Raw genomic sequence first — 16,094 nt, forward strand, 5'->3', positions numbered from 1 at the left:
CCTCCCCATTCCTCCCGCCGAGGATAGGCCGTCCGGTTCGCCGGGGCGTCCGATCGAATCGACGGAGGTCAGACCGTCCAGACCGCCCAGGCGCCCGGCTCGATCCACCAGGACCGCTTGCGGTTCAGCTCGCCCTCGACACCGTCGTCGAGGAAGGGCACCCGCTCGTCGCGCGGCACGACCGCCACCGCCCGCCCCCGGGCCCGGCGTACCTCCAGTCGTACCCGCTTGCGGCCGAGTGCGGACCGGGTGACCACGGGCACGGCCACCGCCACCTCGACCCGGCCGTCGGTCGGGTCCGGGTCGGCCAGCAGCGCCACGTCGTCCAGCCGGGCGTACCCGCCGGCGTTGCCGATCGCGCAGGCCATGATCGGGTCCTCGCCGTGGGAGAGGATCGCGCCGTCGACCTCCACCCGGGCCCGCCAGCGCAGCGGTCGGCCCGCGTCGTCGGCCGCGCCGAGCAGCGCGCCGTCCAGGGTCACCGAGCCGCCGTCGTTGCGCAGCAGGTCGAGCCGGCGGACCGTGCCGTCCAGCACCGCGGCGGCCACCGCCGCCGGATCGCGGGGCAGCCCGAGCTGCGCGGCCAGGTCCCGCGCCGTCCCGCCCCGGGCCGGGTCGAGCGGGAGTACGCCGACCGGCGGCAGATCGGGGACGGTCCGGTTGCCGGCCAGGTCGGCCGGACGGCGGCTGGGCGGCGGAGCGTACCGCCGGACCAGCCGGCGGAGCACGGCGCGCAACTGCCCGTCGCTGGCCGTGGCGACCACCAGCCGGGTCTTGGAGTCCGGGTCCGGCCAGGTGAGGCCGTCGGGGCGCGGCGGCCCGTCGAGGCGGGCGAGCACCTCGTCGATCTCGGCGTCCGAGCGGGCGGTCACACTGTCCACCCGGGCGCCTCGGGCGGTCAACGCGTCCGCACAGGCCAGCACCGGTACGCGCGGCGTCTCGCAGCGCTCGGCCGGCTTGGCGTCGGCGGCCTCGTCGGCGCCACCGCAGCAGGCTCCACCGCTGCCGCAGCCCCCACCAGACCCGTCCCGCTCCGAGCCGAGGGTGAGCAGCACCACGTCGTACACGAAGGAGCCTCCTGCTTCTCGACGAACCCCTGCCGGTCCCGCCGTCCCTACTTGTTAGCCTGACACCCCGGGCTCGCCAACCGGTCGCCACCTGGCACCCGAGCCTTCTGGAGGCGGAGAAGATGCCAGCGATCGTGCTCATCGGCGCTCAGTGGGGCGACGAGGGCAAGGGCAAGGTTACCGACCTGCTGGGCGGGCGGGTCGACTACGTGGTGCGCTACTCCGGCGGCAACAACGCCGGTCACACCGTCATCACCCCGGACGGGCAGAAGTACGCGCTGCACCTCATGCCGTCCGGCGCGCTCTCGCCGAGCGCGATGATCGTCATCGGCAACGGCGTGGTGGTCGACCCGAAGGTGCTGCTGGAGGAGATCGACGGGCTCGCCGAGCGGGGCGTGGACGTCTCCCGGCTGCGGATCTCCGGCGACGCGCACCTGATCATGCCGCACCACCGGGCGCTGGACCGGGTGGTGGAGCGCTACCTCGGCTCGTCCCGGATCGGCACCACCGGCCGGGGCATCGGCCCGGCGTACGGCGACAAGGTCGCCCGGATGGGCATCCGGCTCCAGGACCTGCTCGACCCCGGCATCCTGCGCAAGAAGCTGGAGCTGGCGCTCCGCGAGAAGAACCAGGTGCTGTTCAAGGTCTACAACCGCAAGGCGATCGACATCGACGCCACGATCGAGGAGTACCTGGGCTACGCCGAGCGGCTGACGCCGTACATCGCGGAGACCCGGGTGATGCTCTGGGACGCCCTGGACCGCGGCGAGACGGTGCTGCTGGAGGGCGCCCAGGCGACCATGCTCGACATGGACCACGGCACGTACCCCTTCGTCACCTCGTCGAACCCGACTGCCGGCGGGGCGTGCGTGGGCGCGGGCATCCCGCCGACCGCGATCACCAGGGTCATCGCGGTGAGCAAGGCGTACACCACCCGGGTGGGCTCGGGTCCGTTCCCGACCGAGCTGTTCGACGACAACGGCCAGCACCTGCGCAAGATCGGCCACGAGTACGGCACCACCACCGGCCGGGAGCGCCGCTGCGGCTGGTTCGACGCCGTCGTCGCCCGGTACGCCTGCCGCCTCAACGGCGTCACCGACCTGGTCATCACCAAGCTGGACGTGCTCACCGGCATGCCGAAGGTGCCGATCTGCGTCGGGTACGAGATCAACGGCACGCGTTTCGACGACATGCCGATGACGCAGACCGACTTCCACCACGCCACCCCGATCTACGAGGAGCTGGACGGCTGGTGGGAGGACATCACCAAGGCGAGAACCGAGGATGAGCTCCCCGAGAACGCCAGGCGCTACATCGCGAGGATCGAGGAACTCTGCGGCACCCGCGTCAGCGTGGTGGGCGTAGGCCCCGGCCGCGAAGAGAACGTCCTCCGCCACCCGCTCCTCCCCTGACCTCCCCCCTCGGAGTGCGGTTGATCAAGGAGTTCGCGTCCGGATCCGCAGCCGGACAGACGCGGACTCCTTGATCAACATTGGTGGGTGGTGGGGCCAGTAGGATGCGGGTCGTGCGGGTTCTTCTTGTGGGTGGCGGGGGGCGGGAGCACGCGCTCGCGCTCGGGCTCGCCGCAGATCCGTCCGTCGAGGCGTTGATCGCGGCACCGGGTAATCCCGGGATCGCGGCGGTGGCCGAGCTGCGGGAGGTGAACGCCACCGACCCGGCGTCGGTCGCCGCGCTCGCCGTCGAGCTGGGCGCCGACCTGGTGGTGATCGGGCCGGAGGCGCCGCTGGTGGCCGGGGTCGCCGACGCGGTACGCGCCAAGGGCATCCCCGTGTTCGGCCCGTCGGCGGAGGCGGCCCGGCTGGAGGGCTCCAAGGCGTTCGCCAAGGACGTGATGACCGCCGCCGGCGTGCCCACCGCCCGCGCGTACACCTGCGAGGACCGGGCCAGCGCCGGTAGGGCGCTGGACGAGTTCGGGCCGCCGTACGTGGTGAAGAACGACGGGCTGGCCGCCGGCAAGGGCGTCGTGGTGACCGACGACCGGGCGGTCGCCGAAGAGCATGCGGCGGAGTGCGGTCGGGTGGTGGTCGAGGAGTACCTGGCCGGGCCCGAGGTCTCCCTGTTCGTGGTCACCGACGGGGAGGCGGCGCTGCCGCTGCTGCCCGCCCAGGACTTCAAGCGCGCCGGTGACGGCGACACCGGGCCGAACACCGGCGGCATGGGGGCGTACGCGCCGCTGCCCTGGGCGCCGGCCGGCCTGGTCGACGAGGTGATGCGCGACGTCGTGCACCCGACGCTGGCCGAGATGCGCCGCCGGGGCACCCCCTTCGCCGGCCTGCTCTACGTCGGCCTGGCGATCACCGCCGCCGGCCCCCGGGTGATCGAGTTCAACGCCCGTTTCGGCGACCCGGAGACCCAGGTCGTCCTCGCCCTGTTGGAGACGCCGCTCGCCGGCCTGCTGCACGCCGCCGCCACCGGCACCCTCGCCGCGCACCCGTCGCTGCGCTGGCGGGACGGCGCGGCGGTCACCGTCGTGGTCGCGGCGCAGGGATACCCGGCGGCACCGCGTACCGGCGACGTGATCACCGGCGCGGACCGCGCCGGGGTCATCCACGCCGGCACCCGCCGGGACGCCGACGGCACGCTGCGCTCCGCCGGCGGCCGGGTCCTCTGCGGTACGGCCACCGGCCCCGACCTGCCCGCCGCGCGGGACGCCGCCTACGACCTGGTACGCGGCATCGAGCTGGCCGGCTCGCACCACCGCACCGATATCGCCGCCGCCGCGGTGAACGAACAGGTCACTATTCCGAGCTGACCGGGCAACCCCGCTACCCCTTGCCTCCGTTTGATACCTGAGGCGAGGAGGTGGCCTGAGTGCCGGTGGATGTCGAGGGTTACCGCGAGGCCGGGGCGGATCGGTCGCCGGCCGGGGTGCGGCTGATGATCCGGTCGAGGAGGTTGGCGGTCGCCCGCTCGATCCGGTTGTCCCGGTGCCCGGGGCGGTTGAGCGCCATCGTCCAGTGCAGCGTCCCGCTCGCGAAGACCAGGGCACCCTGCGGCGTCTGGTAGAGGTGGGTGTGCTGCATGGCGTGCCGCCCCGAGCGGGTCCGGAACGGCGACGCGCTCAGCCTGGTCGCGGTGACGTTGACCGGCCGGGGTTGGGTCGGGTCGAAGCCGTCGGCCTCCCCGCCGACCAGCCCCGGGATCCGGTCCCCGTCGACGACCCGGGTGCCCGCCCAGAACCAGTGGTTGGCGGCCTGGACCACCAGCGGGACCGTGGCCCGGACGATGCCGTTGTACTGCACCCCGAGCAGCGCCTGCTCGGCCGGGCCGACCAGTCGCCAGGTGATCGTCGGGCCGGACTCGTCCTCGTCCGGGTCCGGCGTCTCCTTGGCGCAGGCGATCACCCGGTCGGGGCGGGCGTCGCCGGCGGGCCGGACCCGGATGTGCCAGTAGACGCTGTTCGCACCGAAGTACGCGAGGCTCACGCCGTCTTCGACCGCCCGTTCCGCCACCTGCCGCATCTCCCGCGACCAGTACTCGTCGTGCCCGCAGAACACCACGCCCCGGTGTCGGCTCGGATCGAGCCGCCCCGAGTGCAGGTCGAGGCTGCTCGCGTAGCTGATGTCGTAGCCGTTGCGCTCCAGCCACTGGATCGCGTCGTGGTCCTGACCCAGCGCGCCCGGCATACCGTGGTGGGCGTACGGCCGGTCGAAGGAGACCTCCCGTGCCCGTAGCGCCGGGCTGAGCCGCCCGGCCGGGGTGTAGCCGTTGTAGAGGCTCTTGCCGGACCGCCGGTCCATCGGCCACTGGTTGTACGCCTGCCACGTGGTCACCGGCAGGACGACGCAGAGCGCGGCGGCCCGCCGGTCGTCGCGTACGACGAACGGGGTGCACCCGCGCCAGCCGTCGGCCGAGGTGAAGACCGCCTGGTAGAGACCGGAGGTCCAGTCGTCGGGCACCCGGAGGGTCCAGGACACCGGCCAGCGGCAGGCGATCGTCCCGGTCTCCGGGTCGGCGGGCGGCACCGGCTGCGGCGCGCCGACCAGGACCGGGCTGGTCAGCATGGTGCGCGCGCCGGCGCCGTCGTACCAGCCGAGCCGGTGGATGGTGATCTGGAACTTGCCGGCCGGGTTGACCGCGACGTGGAAGTCGATGGACTCGCCGGGGGCGACGCTGGTCGCCGAGGCGTACCCCTGGATCTGCCGCAGCCGGTCGTCGGAGGCCTGGGCACCGACCGGCCACCAGGGCTCACCGGCCGCGCGGTTCTCCACCTCGACGAGCGAGGGCTGGCGGCGGGTCAGGGTGGCCCCGCGGCGCCGGCCGAGGCTGGGCTCGACGGTGCCGAGCGCGCTGGCGGAGACTCCGCCCAGAAGGAGACCGAGTGCCCAGCGCCGGCGAAGTCGGACCATCGGACTGCTCCCGGTAGTGAAGGACCTGCCGGGACAGCCGGCGGAGGAAAACTACCATTGGGGGATCGGTCCCGTCCGTCCCCCGTTGGGCCGGATTCAGCCGTAGTAGCGGCGCAGTTCGCGGCCGAGCACCTTGCCGGTGGCGTTGCGCGGCAGATACTTCACGAAGACCACGTCCCGGGGCACCGAGAAGCGGGCCAGGTAGTGCCGCACGTACTCGCGGACCGCCTCCGGGTCGAGCGTCTCACCGGGACGCAGGGCCAGGAACGCGGCGAGCCGCTGGCCGTACTCCGGGTCGGGTACGCCGATCACCGCGACCTCGCGGACCTGGGGCAGGCGGGCGATCAGGTCCTCCACCTCGGAGGGGAAGACGTTCTCGCCCCCGGAGACGATCATGTCGTCGGCCCGCCCGTCGACGAAGAGCAGGCCGTCGGCGTCCAGCCGGCCCAGGTCGCCGGTGTCCAGCAGACCGTCGCGGCGCTCCCGGCCGGCCCCCGAGGTGTATCCCTCGAAGAGCATCTCGTTGCCGACGAAGATCCGCCCGACCTGGCCGTCCGGGACGGGGGCGCCGGCCTGGTCCAGGATCCTCAGCCGGGTGCCGTACGGGGGCCGGCCCGCGGTGTCGGGCGCGCGGCGCAGGTCGGCCGGGCCGGCGATGGACGCCCAGGAGACCTCGGTCGAGCCGTACAGGTTGTGGAGGACGTCGCCGTAGCGGTCCATGAACGCGGTGGCCAGCCCGCCGGGGAGCGCGGAGCCGCTGACCGCGACCACCTTCAGCGGCGGGCGCGGGTCCGGCGGCGGCGCTTCCATCAGCCGTTGCAGCATCACCGGTACGGCGAAGAGCGCGTCACAGGGCCGCTCCGCCAGGGCGGTCAGCGTGGCGGTCGGGTCGAACCGGCGGTGCAGCACGATCGTGGCGCGCAGCGCGAAGGCCACCTGGAGGGCGGCGTACCCCCAGGTGTGGAAGATCGGCGCGGCGATCAGCACGGCGTCCCGGGCGTGCAGCGGGATCCGGTCGATGATGGACACCAGCGGGCCGAAGCCGTTCGGCGTGGGCCGGCGGGCACCCTTGGGCGCGCCCGTGGTGCCCGAGGTGAGCACGATGGTCCGGCCGTCCCGCTCCGGCGGCTGGAGCTGCTCCCCGGGGATCGCGGCGGCGATCAACTCATCCCGGCCGCGTTCGTCGATCCGGAACACGTCGGCGGGGAGGCCGAGGACCCGCTCGGCGAACTCGGCGTCGTGCACCAGCACCCGCAGCCCCTGCTCCTCCGCCACGGTGGTGAGCTGCGCCGCGGAGAGCCCGGTGTTGACCAGTACGGCGTCCGCGCCGAGCAGCATCGCCGCGACGATCGCCTCGATCATCCCGTGGTGGTTGCGGCACAGCATGCCGATCCGGTCGCCGGCCCGGACGCCGAGCCCGGACCGCATCGAGCGGGCCAGCCGCTCCGACCGGTCCAGCAGCTCCTGGTACGTCAGCGTGCCGCCGTGCTCGTCGACCACCGCGGTACGCCCCGGATCACGCGCGGCGGCCTGGCGCAGCTCCCCGGCGAGGCTCCAGCCCCACCTGCGCAGCGCGCCGAGTTGGGCGGCGACCCGGACGGGCCGGCCCGGGTTGAGCAGTCCACGTCGGGTCAGCGTGGCGACGACGAATGGCAGGTCCATGACGCAGCACTCCTTCGGGAGGCGACGGTCAGCGGATCTGCATCCCGGAGATGGCCCGGGAGATGACCAGTCGCTGGATCTCGGAGGTGCCCTCGAAGATGGTGTAGATCTTGGCGTCCCGATACCAGCGTTCGACCGGGTGGTCGCGCAGGAAGCCGGCGCCACCGAGCAACTGGACCGCCTTCTCGGTGACCGAGACGGCCACCTCGCCGGCCTTGAGCTTGGACATCGAGCCCTCGCCCGCGGTGAACGGCCGGTTGTTGCGACCCATCCAGGACGCCCGCCAGACCAGCAGCCGGGCCGCGTCGATCTCCATCCGCATGTCGGCGAGGGCGAACGCGACCGCCTGGTTCTCGATGATCGGCCGGCCGAACTGCACCCGTTCCCTGGCGTAGTCCAGTGCGTACTCGTACGCGGCGCGGGCCACGCCGAGCGCCTGCGCGCCGACGGTCGGGCGGGACAGCTCGAAGGTGCGCATCGCCGCCTGGCCGGAGGCGCGCCGCCCGGAACGCGCCCGGTCGAGCCGTTCCAGCAGTGCCTCCCGCTCACCCAGCAGGCAGCGCCCCGGCACCCGTACGTCGTCGAGGAAGACGTCGGCGGTGTGCGACGCGCGCAGCCCGAGCTTGCGCAGCTTGCGGGTGGCGGTCAGCCCCGGCGTGCCCGGCGGTACGACGAACGCCGCCTGCCCGCGCGAGCCCAGCTCCGGCTCGACCGAGGCGGTGACCACGTGCACCCCGGCGATCCCGCCGTTGGTGGCGTACGCCTTCTGCCCGTTCAGCACCCATTCGTCGGTGGCCTCGTCGTAGACCGCGCGGGTACGCATGGCTGCGACGTCCGAGCCGGCCTCCGGCTCGGTGGTGCAGAACGCGGCGACCGCCGGCTGTTCGAGGTCGCCGAAGCACTGCGGTACCCACTCGACGAGCTGGTCGGGGGTGCCGGCGCCGTAGATGGCGGCGACGGCCAGCGACGTGCCGAAGATGCTCAACCCGATGCCGGCGTCGCCCCAGAACAGCTCCTCGCTGGCGATCGGCAGGCTGAGGCCGGTGGGGTCGGCCCAGCAGGTGGCGAGGAACTCGAAGCCGTACAGGCCGACCTTCGCCGCCTCCTGGATGATCGGCCAGGGCGTCTCCTCGCGGGCGTCCCACTCGGCCGCGGCCGGGCGTACGACGTCGCTGGCGAAGCCGTGCACCCAGTCGCGGAGATCCCGCTGTTCCTCGTTCAGGTCGAGCGAGAACTCGGCCACGTCAGGCCTTGGGGATGTCGAACAGGTTGGCGATGTTGGCGGCCAGGCCCAGGTCGCCCTTGGCCTTGAGCTTGCCGGTCATGAACATCATGACCGGGTTGCCGCCACCGGAGACGATCTTCAGGAAGTCGACCGGGCCCATGGTGAGGCTGAGCTTCGGGTCGCGGGCCGGGGCGTCCGAGACGGCGCAGGCGCCGTCCTCGATGACGATCTCGTAGGTGTCGGTGCCGCCGTCGGCGCGGCCGGTGACGTTCCAGTGGATGACCGCGTTGGTGGAGCCGGCGCGGTCGGCCCGGAACAGCGACGGCATCCGGCCGAAGACCTCGCTGAGGATCTTGCCGCGGCTCTCGCCGGACATGACCTGGGCGATCTTGTCGTCGGGGGTGGACTTGACCAGCTGCGCGAACTCCTTGGGGCTGACGTTCGCGAAGTTGGCCGGGTCGAAGTCCGTCATGGGGTGCACCTCTCGGAGCGGGGCCGACTTTGGTTACTCTGGCGTAACCTTACGCAGGAGTAGGTATGCTCGCAAGGTGTCCGGCACACCCGCCTTCAAGCGCCTGCCCCGGGCCGTACGCGAGCAGCAGATGCTCGACGCGGCGGTCAGGGTGTTCTCACGCAGGGGTTTTCACGCTGCCAGCATGGACGAGATCGCCGACGACGCCGGCATATCCAAGCCGATGGTCTACGCGTATCTCGGCACGAAGGAAGAACTCTTCGTCGCCTGTCTACACCGGGAAGGCACTCGGCTGATGGCGGCCATCGCCGGGGCGGCGGCCGCCGACCTGCCCGCCGACGAGCGGCTCTGGCGCGGGTTGCGCGCCTTCTTCGGCTTCGTCGGCGCGCACCGGGACGGCTGGGCCGTGCTCTACCGGCAGGCCCGCGGCTCCCAGCCGTTCGCCGCCGAACTGGCCGCCATGCGCAACCGGCTGGTCGAGGTGGTCGCCGGCATGCTCGACCACGCGCTCCGGGCCAGGGGGCGCGAGGTGAGCGCCACCGACCTGGAGGTCGTCGCGTACGCCCTGGTCGGCGCGAGCGAGTCGCTGGCCGACTGGCTCGCCGACCACCCGGAGGCGGACCCGGAGCGGACCGCCGGCCGGATGATGAACGTCGCCTGGCTCGGCGCCGACCAGCTCCTGCGCGGCGCCACCTGGCACCCGCCCGCCCAGTGAGGAACGCCGGTGCCGCCGGCCGCCGGATCAGACCGGCAGGAGGGTGGGTCGGCCGGCGGTGAGCTTGTCCTCGGCGGTCGGGCCGTGCGAGGTGAGCACGACCGGGGTGTCCAGGGCGTCGGCCACCGCCGTCGGCCAGTCGGCGGGCGGGGCGTCGTGGACCGGGCGGGCCCGCAGCAGGCGGGCGGTGAGCGCGGCCTGCCGGTCCAGGTCACCGGCGGGCCCCGGGACCAGCCGGTCGAGGGTGTCGTAGCGGCGGCAGATCCGCAGCTCCGGGCCGGCCAGATCGAGGTGGGTCAGCGCCAACCCGTCCACCCCGCCGACCACGTCGCGGGCGTACCGGTGGGCGACCGCGTCGAAGTGGCCGAACCGGAACCGGCCCTGCCACGGGTTGGTCGGGTTGCGCGGATCGGTGAACGGCAGGGTCGGATCCTCGGTGACCAGGGGCCCGGGGCCGTGCCGGGTGGTGGTCACCCGGAGCACCCCGAGCCGCTGCGCGGTGCCAGCCAGGCCCGCCTCGGCGAGCAGCGCCTCGGCGTTCGCGAAGGTGGTGGTGCTCCACGTCGTGTACGGGTGGAAGCCGTGCCACTCGTCCAGCAGCACCCCCTGCGCCCCCTCGAAGACGCAGGTCCCCGCCCGCAGCACCCCGGCCAGGTACGCCCGGTCCACGATCGCCACCCGCCCGGCGAACCCGGCGTACGCGGGCAGGCAGTCCTCGACCGGCGGGACGTCCAGCGGGCCCAACTCGGCGGTGAGCCGGTCCCGCAGCGCGGCGAGCCGGCGGCGCAGCACCGCCGGGCGGCGGCAGTCCGCCACCCGGGGCGCCTCGTCGGGGTGGGCGAGACCGTACGCGACGGCCTCACCCACCCCCAGCCCGCAGGAGCCGTGCCGGTCGGCTCCCCGGGCGATCTCCCGGGCCCGGTTCGCGGCCCGGTGGTACGGCGTGGCCAGCAGCGCCTCGCCGTCCGCGGTCAGCCGGTCGAGCGCGTCGGGCACGCCGACCGCCGTGAGATGGTCGGCCTCGGCCGCCAGCGCCAGCGGGTCCACCACCACGTGCCGCGACAGGTGGGTACGCACCCCGGGGCGGAACGTTCCCGCGCCGAACTGGGCGAACGTGTGGTGTCGTCCGTCGCGCAGCACGACGTTGTGCGCCGCCTGCGCGCCCCCGTTGAACCGGACCACCGTGTGCACCGGCCGGCTCGCGCAGAGCCAGTCCACGACGGTGCCCTTGCCGGCGTCGCCGTAGCCGAGGTCGACCACCATCACGTGCCTCACAGCCGGGTGACCCCGCCTCCGCCTCCGGCGGTGGGCGTGAAGGGCAGTGCCGCCACCGTGCGTCGGCCGCCGCCCAGCCGGGCCAGCGCCCGGGAGACCGTCCCGCTGGCCGTCGAGCCGGCCCGGTCCAGGTCGCGCAGCCCCTCGTCCAGGTCGATGGCCTGCTCGCCGAGGCCGACAGTGAGTGCGATGGTCTCGCAGACCGCGTCCAGGTCGTCCAGCTCGACGGCGTTCTGCCCGAGCAGGCCACGCCAGAAGTCCAGCACCTTCCGGCTCCCGGCGTACGCGCTGCCGGCCGGGAGCAGGTAGTAGGTGTCCCAGCGCCGGGTCACCTCGTCAACGATCTGCCCCAGCGGCACGCTCTCCCGCAGGTCGTCGCCGATCAGCCGGGCCACCTGCCGCCGGTCCACCCGCTGGTACGCCAGCTCGTCGCCGATGATGAACAGGTAACCGCGCTGCCCCCGCTTCTCCCAGCAGTCGGTGACCGTGTGCCGGGCCATGAAGTACAGCGCCAGCTCGTACGACTCGGTCATCTGGCCGCCACCGCCGCCCTCCAGCACGATCCGGCCGAGGTCGTCGTCCATCCGGTTGTCCGACTCGAACTGCCCGACCTGCAACGGCACCCGGTCGCAGGTGGCGTCGCCGATCGCGCCGAACATGAGCTGCGGGTCGCGGGCGTACCCCTGGCGCAGCAGCAGCCCGAGCAGCTGCGGCAGCTTGGTCTGGAGAACCCGGGGGACGTGGCCCATCGAGCCGGTCACGTCGAACAGCACCGCGATGGCGGTCGACTGCGGGTGCTCGTCGGAGTCGCGGCTCTCCCGAACCGACCCGCGCGGGTCGAGCGCGGGGTGCACCGTCCGGGCTCCGCTGTCGCTGTAGGAGAAGGCGCTCGCGCCGGTCGCCCGCCGGTAGCGGTCGGCGGCGTCGTACACGTCGGTGGACCAGATTCCGCTGCCCATGGCAGCCTCCCTAGAGGTTGAGGGTGAAGGAGCGGAAGGTGCGGGGGCCGTACAGCCGCTCCAGCACCTCGTCGAGTTCGCCGAGCAGCCGCCAGGCGTCGTCCGGGCGGGCCTGGAGGGCCGGTCGGGCGCAGCCGGCCGCGAAGGCGCGCAGGTCGTGCGGGGCGCGGTCGGCCATCAGCCAGGTCAGGCAGCGGGCGGCCAGCGCCAGGTCGGTGCCGGGTCCGCAGGCCCGCCGGCCGGTCACCTCCGGCGGGTACCAGTCCTCGTGGCCGGGGACCAGCGCCGGGACCGCGCCGCCGTCGACCACCGAGAAGCACCAGTCGACCAGCACCAGGCCGTGCGCGTCCGGCTCGATCAGCACGTGCCGGGGGAGCACCGCGCCGTGCACCACCCCGGCGCGGTGGGCGAGGCCGAGGGCGACCAGCAGCCGCCGCCACATCCAGGCCGCGTCGCGCGGGTCCAGCCCGTCCGGGTACGCCCGGCGCACCTCCGCCAGGCTGTGCAGCCCGGGCGCGGCGGCCAGCACGTTGGCCAACCGGTCCGCCCCGGTCGTCGCGTCCCGGATCCGGAGCGAGTCGACCAGCCGGGGCACGTACGGCAGGTGGCGCGGGTCGCCCCGCTCCGCGATCACCCGCAGGGCGCGCGCCTCGCGGGCCATCAGGTCGTTGTCGGCCGGGTCCCGGGGCAGCTTGAGCAGCCGGTCCGCTCCGACGTCGTACAGGTCGGCCAGGTCCCCGGCGTACGCGAGGCGGCGGAGCGGGTAGTCACCGAGCATGATGCCGCCTCCTCCCCGCCACCGGGTGGTGACCTCGATCAGCGCGTCGGTCGCGGCGGCGCGTACCGCCGGATCGGCCGCGCCCAGCCGGTCGGGGTGCAGGGCCGCGACCAGCTTGCGGTAGCGGCGGGCCGGGGCGTCGGTGCCGAAGAGTTCGGCGTCGCCGCGCGCCGCCGCGACCAGCCGGATCGCCTCCTCGGTCCTCACCGGACCGTCTCCTCGCGGGCGGGGCGCAGCAGCGCCGGGTGCAGCAGCCGGGCGTCGCCGGCGCGGTAGAGCTTGGCCCGGGGCCCGCCGCGCGCACCGCCGCGTTCGGTGCTGGCGCCGGTGCTCTCCACGAAGCCGGGCACCGAGAGCACCTTGCGGTGGAAGTTGCCGGCGTGCAGCGGGTGCCCCCAGACCGTCTCGTAGACGGCCCGCAGCTCGGTGATGGTGAACTCGGGTTCGAGGAAGCGGGTGGCCAGCGGGGTGTACTCCAGCTTGGACCGGGCCCGCTCCAGGCCGTCGTCGATGATCCGGGCGTGGTCGAAGGCGAGCTGCCGGCTGGTCAGCGCGGTGACCGGCAGCCAGGCCGCGTCGTCGGCGTCGGTGCCGGCGGCCGGGTCGGGCAGGTCGGGGGCGAACGCCAGGTGGGCGACCGAGACGACGCGCATCCGGGGGTCGCGGTCGGGAGCGCCGTAGCTGCCGAGCTGCTCCAGGTGTACGCGGCGCAGCCGTTCGCCGCCGAGCCCGGTCTCCTCGGCCAACTCCCGGCGGGCGCCGGTGGCCAGGTCCTCGTCCGGGTGGACGAAGCCGCCGGGCAGCGCCCAGTGCCCCTCGTACGGTGGGGCGCCCCGGCGGATGAGCAGCAGGTGCAGCGCGTTCTCGCGGATGGTCAGGGCCACCACGTCGACGGTGACCGCGACCGCCGGATAGCTCCGGGGGTCGTACGCGGCGAGGAAGTCCTGCTCGTTCACGGGTCGTCTCTCTCACTGTAAGAACAACTCAAGGTGAGAACAACTTAGCGCAGAAAGGAGGGAACGCCAACCCCCTCCTCGCTCAGCGGACGGTGCCCACCAACTGCGGACCGCCGGACCGCGCGTCGTGCAGGGCGAAGTCCCAGGCCCCACCGGTCGCGGTCGCGCTGAAGGCCACCGTGGACGGCAGCGGCACCGGCAGCTTGAACGACACCCCCACCGTGTACGCCTCCGGCAGCCGGCCGTCCAGCGCGGCCAGGCAGCGGGCCATGCTCCACATCCCGTGCGCGATCGGGCGGGGGAAGCCGAACAGCCGCGCCCCCAGCCGCGAGGTGTGGATCGGGTTGTGGTCGCCGGAGACCCGGGCGTAGTCGGTCCCCACCCGAGGGGTCACCCGCCACTGCGCCGAGGCGGCCGGCGAGGCCGGGCGGTCACCCCGGTCGCGCCGCGCACCGCCGCCCGCCTGCCGCTCCTTCCCCAGGTACGTCGAGACGCCGCGCCAGACCTCCTCGCCGCCGACCGCGCCGATCAGCACCACGTCGAGCTGCCGGCCCCGCTCGTGCGGGCGCAGGTGCTCCGCGTACGTGCGGAAGTCCAGGGTCTCGCCGGCCTCGACCGGCCGGTGCACGGTGATCCGGTTCGCCACGTGCACCACCCCGGTCAACGGGATGGGGAACTCCGCCGCGGTCATCAGCCGCAACGCCAGCGGGAAACCCAGCACGTGCGGGTACGTGGCCGGCAGCCGGTCGGCGAGCCGGAAGCCGCAGACCCGGTCGTAGTCGGCCAGGTGCGCCCGGTCCACGGTGACCCCGCCGACGCCCAGCTCCACCTCGGGCAGCTCCGGCCCGCGCCGCCCGCCCATCCCGGGCAGCGCCCCGAGCAGGGCGCGTCGGTAGAGCGCCCCGGCCGCCGGCATCCGGGGCAGGTCGATCCGGACCCGCTCCCCGGCACCGGCCACCGGCCGGACGGCCGTACCGGCGACCGCCGACAGGTCCCGGGTGATCTCGGCGGCCGGCCCGGACAGGTCCCGGGTGACCTCGGCGGCCAGGCCGGAGAGGTCCTGCGTCTCGGCGGGCGACTGCCCAGGGGCGTCGCCCGCCGACGCGACCGCGTTCCGCGCCGCGGTGAGATCCTGGGTCGGGCCCTCGATCAGCTCGTGCACCGACAGCTCCTCGGCCGGCTCCTCCGCCCGCCGCTGCTTCCGCCGCGCCATCACGCCCCCAGCAGGCTCTGGCCGCAGACCCGGATCAGGTTGCCGCTGACCGCGCCGGTCGCCGGCCAGGCAAGCCAGCCGATCGTCTCGGCCACGTCGACCGGCAGGCCGCCCTGGGCCAGGCTGTTCATCCGCCGGCCCGCCTCGCGCAGCACGAGCGGCATCCGGGCGGTCAACCGGGTCTCGATGAACCCGGGCGCGACCGCGTTGAGGCTGATGCCGCGCCCGCCCAACACCGGAGCGAGCGAGTCGACCAGGCCGATCACGCCGGCCTTGCTGGTCGCGTAGTTGGTCTGCCCCCGGTTGCCGGCGATGCCGGCGATCGAGGAGACCGAGACGATCCGCCCGCCGGCCGGGATCAGGTCGCGTTCCAGCAGCACGTCGTTGATCCGCTCCTGGCTGGAGAGGTTCACGTCGATGACCGAGTCCCAGCGGTCGGCGTCCATCCGGCCGAGGGTCCGGTCCCGGGTGATGCCGGCGTTGTGCACCACCACGTCGACCCGCCCGTGTCGGCCGGCCAGGTGTTCGGCCAGTCGGGTCGGGGCGTCCGGGGCGGTCAGGTCGAGCTGCACCGCACTGCCGCCGATCTCGTTGGTGACGGCGGCCAGCGCGTCCCCCGCGTCGGGAACGTCCAGCGCCACGACCCGGGCGCCGTCCCGGGCGAGCACCCCGGCGAGCGCCGCGCCGATGCCCCGCGCGGCCCCGGTGACCAGGACGACCTGCCCGTCCAACGGCCGGTCCCAGTCGGCCGGCACGGTGGCGGTGCCGGTGCCGACCCGGATCACCTGCCCCGACACGTACGCGGACCGGCCGGACAGCAGGAAGCGCAGGGTGGCCTCCAGGCTGACCGGGGTGCCGGCGTCCCCGCCCGGCGTGACGTACACCAGCTGGGCGGTGACGCCCCGGCCGAACTCCTTGCCGATGCTGCGGGTCAGCCCCTCCAGGGCGCGCTGCGCGGTCGCCTCGCGGGGCGAGCCGCACTCGGCGGGCGGGGTGCCGAGCACGACCACCCGGCCGCTGGGCAGCACGGCCCGGGCCCGCGGGTGGAAGAAGTCGTAGAGCTGGCGCAGCTCGGTGGAGTCGGTGATGCCGGTGGCGTCGTACACCAGGGCGGCGAAGCGCGACGTGGCGTCGGGGGCGGCGGCCGGGTCGGCCAGCTCGACCCCGGCGGCGGTGAGGATCTTGCCGACCGGCTCGGCGAGCCGGCCGCCGGTCGCGGAGCCGAGCAGGACCGGCCCGGGCGCGAGCGGGCCGCCCGGCGTGTGCCGGCGCAGTCGAGGCGGATCGGGCAACCCGAGGCGCTTGACCAGCGCGCGACCGGCCCCCGTCTGGACGAAGCTCGCGTACCTGTCGGTCATAGGCGTAGCCTACTGGCGAGTAGGGTTCGGGCAACAGCTTCGAG

14 protein-coding genes are annotated in these 16,094 nt (G+C 74.0%); 3 read left to right on the top strand and 11 right to left on the bottom strand.

The annotated features are described in order from the left end of the window. Window positions 1–68 precede the first annotated feature (68 nt). The gene (locus tag GA0070621_RS24230) at window positions 69–1,067 is read right to left on the bottom strand and encodes a diacylglycerol kinase family protein (protein ID WP_091200072.1); all 999 of its coding nucleotides are present in this window, start codon (window positions 1,065–1,067) and stop codon (window positions 69–71) included. Between the two features lie 122 nt (window positions 1,068–1,189). Here GA0070621_RS24230 and GA0070621_RS24235 point away from each other — a divergent pair, with 122 nt between their 5' ends. Further along, on the top strand, window positions 1,190–2,479 hold the full coding sequence (locus GA0070621_RS24235; protein ID WP_091200074.1) for an adenylosuccinate synthase: 1,290 nt from the start codon (window positions 1,190–1,192) through the stop codon (window positions 2,477–2,479). 113 nt (window positions 2,480–2,592) lie between these two features. Next, complete coding sequence (gene purD / locus GA0070621_RS24240) at window positions 2,593–3,840, top strand: phosphoribosylamine--glycine ligase (RefSeq protein ID WP_091202798.1); 1,248 nt, start codon at window positions 2,593–2,595, stop codon at window positions 3,838–3,840. A gap of 79 nt (window positions 3,841–3,919) precedes the next feature. On the opposite strand, the gene GA0070621_RS24245 is transcribed toward purD, so the two are convergent. The 4 genes from GA0070621_RS24245 to GA0070621_RS24260 all read right to left on the bottom strand — a co-directional run bounded on the left by GA0070621_RS24245 (window position 3,920) and on the right by GA0070621_RS24260 (window position 8,796). Then, window positions 3,920–5,437 (bottom strand): N,N-dimethylformamidase beta subunit family domain-containing protein, encoded by a 1,518-nt coding sequence (locus GA0070621_RS24245; protein WP_091200076.1) that lies wholly within the window; start codon window positions 5,435–5,437, stop codon window positions 3,920–3,922. Window positions 5,438–5,533: 96 nt separating this feature from the next. Further along, window positions 5,534–7,099: an AMP-binding protein gene (locus GA0070621_RS24250; RefSeq protein WP_091200078.1), complete on the bottom strand. Its 1,566-nt coding sequence runs from the start codon at window positions 7,097–7,099 to the stop codon at window positions 5,534–5,536. A 28-nt stretch (window positions 7,100–7,127) separates the two neighbouring features. Beyond that, entirely contained in the window at window positions 7,128–8,342 is a 1,215-nt protein-coding gene (locus tag GA0070621_RS24255; RefSeq protein WP_091200081.1) for an acyl-CoA dehydrogenase family protein, read from the bottom strand. 1 nt (window position 8,343) lies between these two features. Beyond that, complete coding sequence (locus GA0070621_RS24260; RefSeq protein ID WP_091200083.1) at window positions 8,344–8,796, bottom strand: SCP2 sterol-binding domain-containing protein; 453 nt, start codon at window positions 8,794–8,796, stop codon at window positions 8,344–8,346. Between the two features lie 76 nt (window positions 8,797–8,872). Between GA0070621_RS24260 and GA0070621_RS24265 the strand changes: the two genes are divergently transcribed. Then, entirely contained in the window at window positions 8,873–9,511 is a 639-nt protein-coding gene (locus GA0070621_RS24265; protein ID WP_091200086.1) for a TetR/AcrR family transcriptional regulator, read from the top strand. Window positions 9,512–9,538: 27 nt separating this feature from the next. On the opposite strand, the gene GA0070621_RS24270 is transcribed toward GA0070621_RS24265, so the two are convergent. From GA0070621_RS24270 to GA0070621_RS24295, 6 genes are all read right to left on the bottom strand, one after another. Next, window positions 9,539–10,786 (bottom strand): adenylosuccinate synthetase, encoded by a 1,248-nt coding sequence (locus tag GA0070621_RS24270; protein WP_091200088.1) that lies wholly within the window; start codon window positions 10,784–10,786, stop codon window positions 9,539–9,541. After that, entirely contained in the window at window positions 10,783–11,745 is a 963-nt protein-coding gene (locus tag GA0070621_RS24275; protein WP_091200090.1) for a hypothetical protein, read from the bottom strand. The genes GA0070621_RS24270 and GA0070621_RS24275 overlap by 4 nt, the downstream gene beginning before the upstream one ends. Before the next feature lie 10 nt (window positions 11,746–11,755). After that, window positions 11,756–12,730 carry a BUD32 family EKC/KEOPS complex subunit gene (locus GA0070621_RS24280; protein ID WP_091200093.1) on the bottom strand — a complete coding sequence of 325 codons (975 nt, stop codon included), beginning with the start codon at window positions 12,728–12,730 and terminating at the stop codon, window positions 11,756–11,758. Further along, entirely contained in the window at window positions 12,727–13,479 is a 753-nt protein-coding gene (locus tag GA0070621_RS24285; protein WP_091200095.1) for an NUDIX hydrolase, read from the bottom strand. Before GA0070621_RS24285 ends, GA0070621_RS24280 begins: the two co-directional genes overlap by 4 nt. An 82-nt stretch (window positions 13,480–13,561) precedes the next feature. Then, the gene (locus GA0070621_RS24290) at window positions 13,562–14,395 is read right to left on the bottom strand and encodes a MaoC family dehydratase (RefSeq protein ID WP_407940360.1); all 834 of its coding nucleotides are present in this window, start codon (window positions 14,393–14,395) and stop codon (window positions 13,562–13,564) included. Between the two features lie 296 nt (window positions 14,396–14,691). After that, window positions 14,692–16,050, bottom strand: coding sequence for a 3-oxoacyl-ACP reductase (locus GA0070621_RS24295; protein WP_091200099.1), 1,359 nt, complete (start codon window positions 16,048–16,050; stop codon window positions 14,692–14,694). Between the last annotated feature and the right edge of the window lie 44 nt (window positions 16,051–16,094).

The organism is Micromonospora narathiwatensis (assembly GCF_900089605.1).
Classification (GTDB): domain Bacteria; phylum Actinomycetota; class Actinomycetes; order Mycobacteriales; family Micromonosporaceae; genus Micromonospora; species Micromonospora narathiwatensis.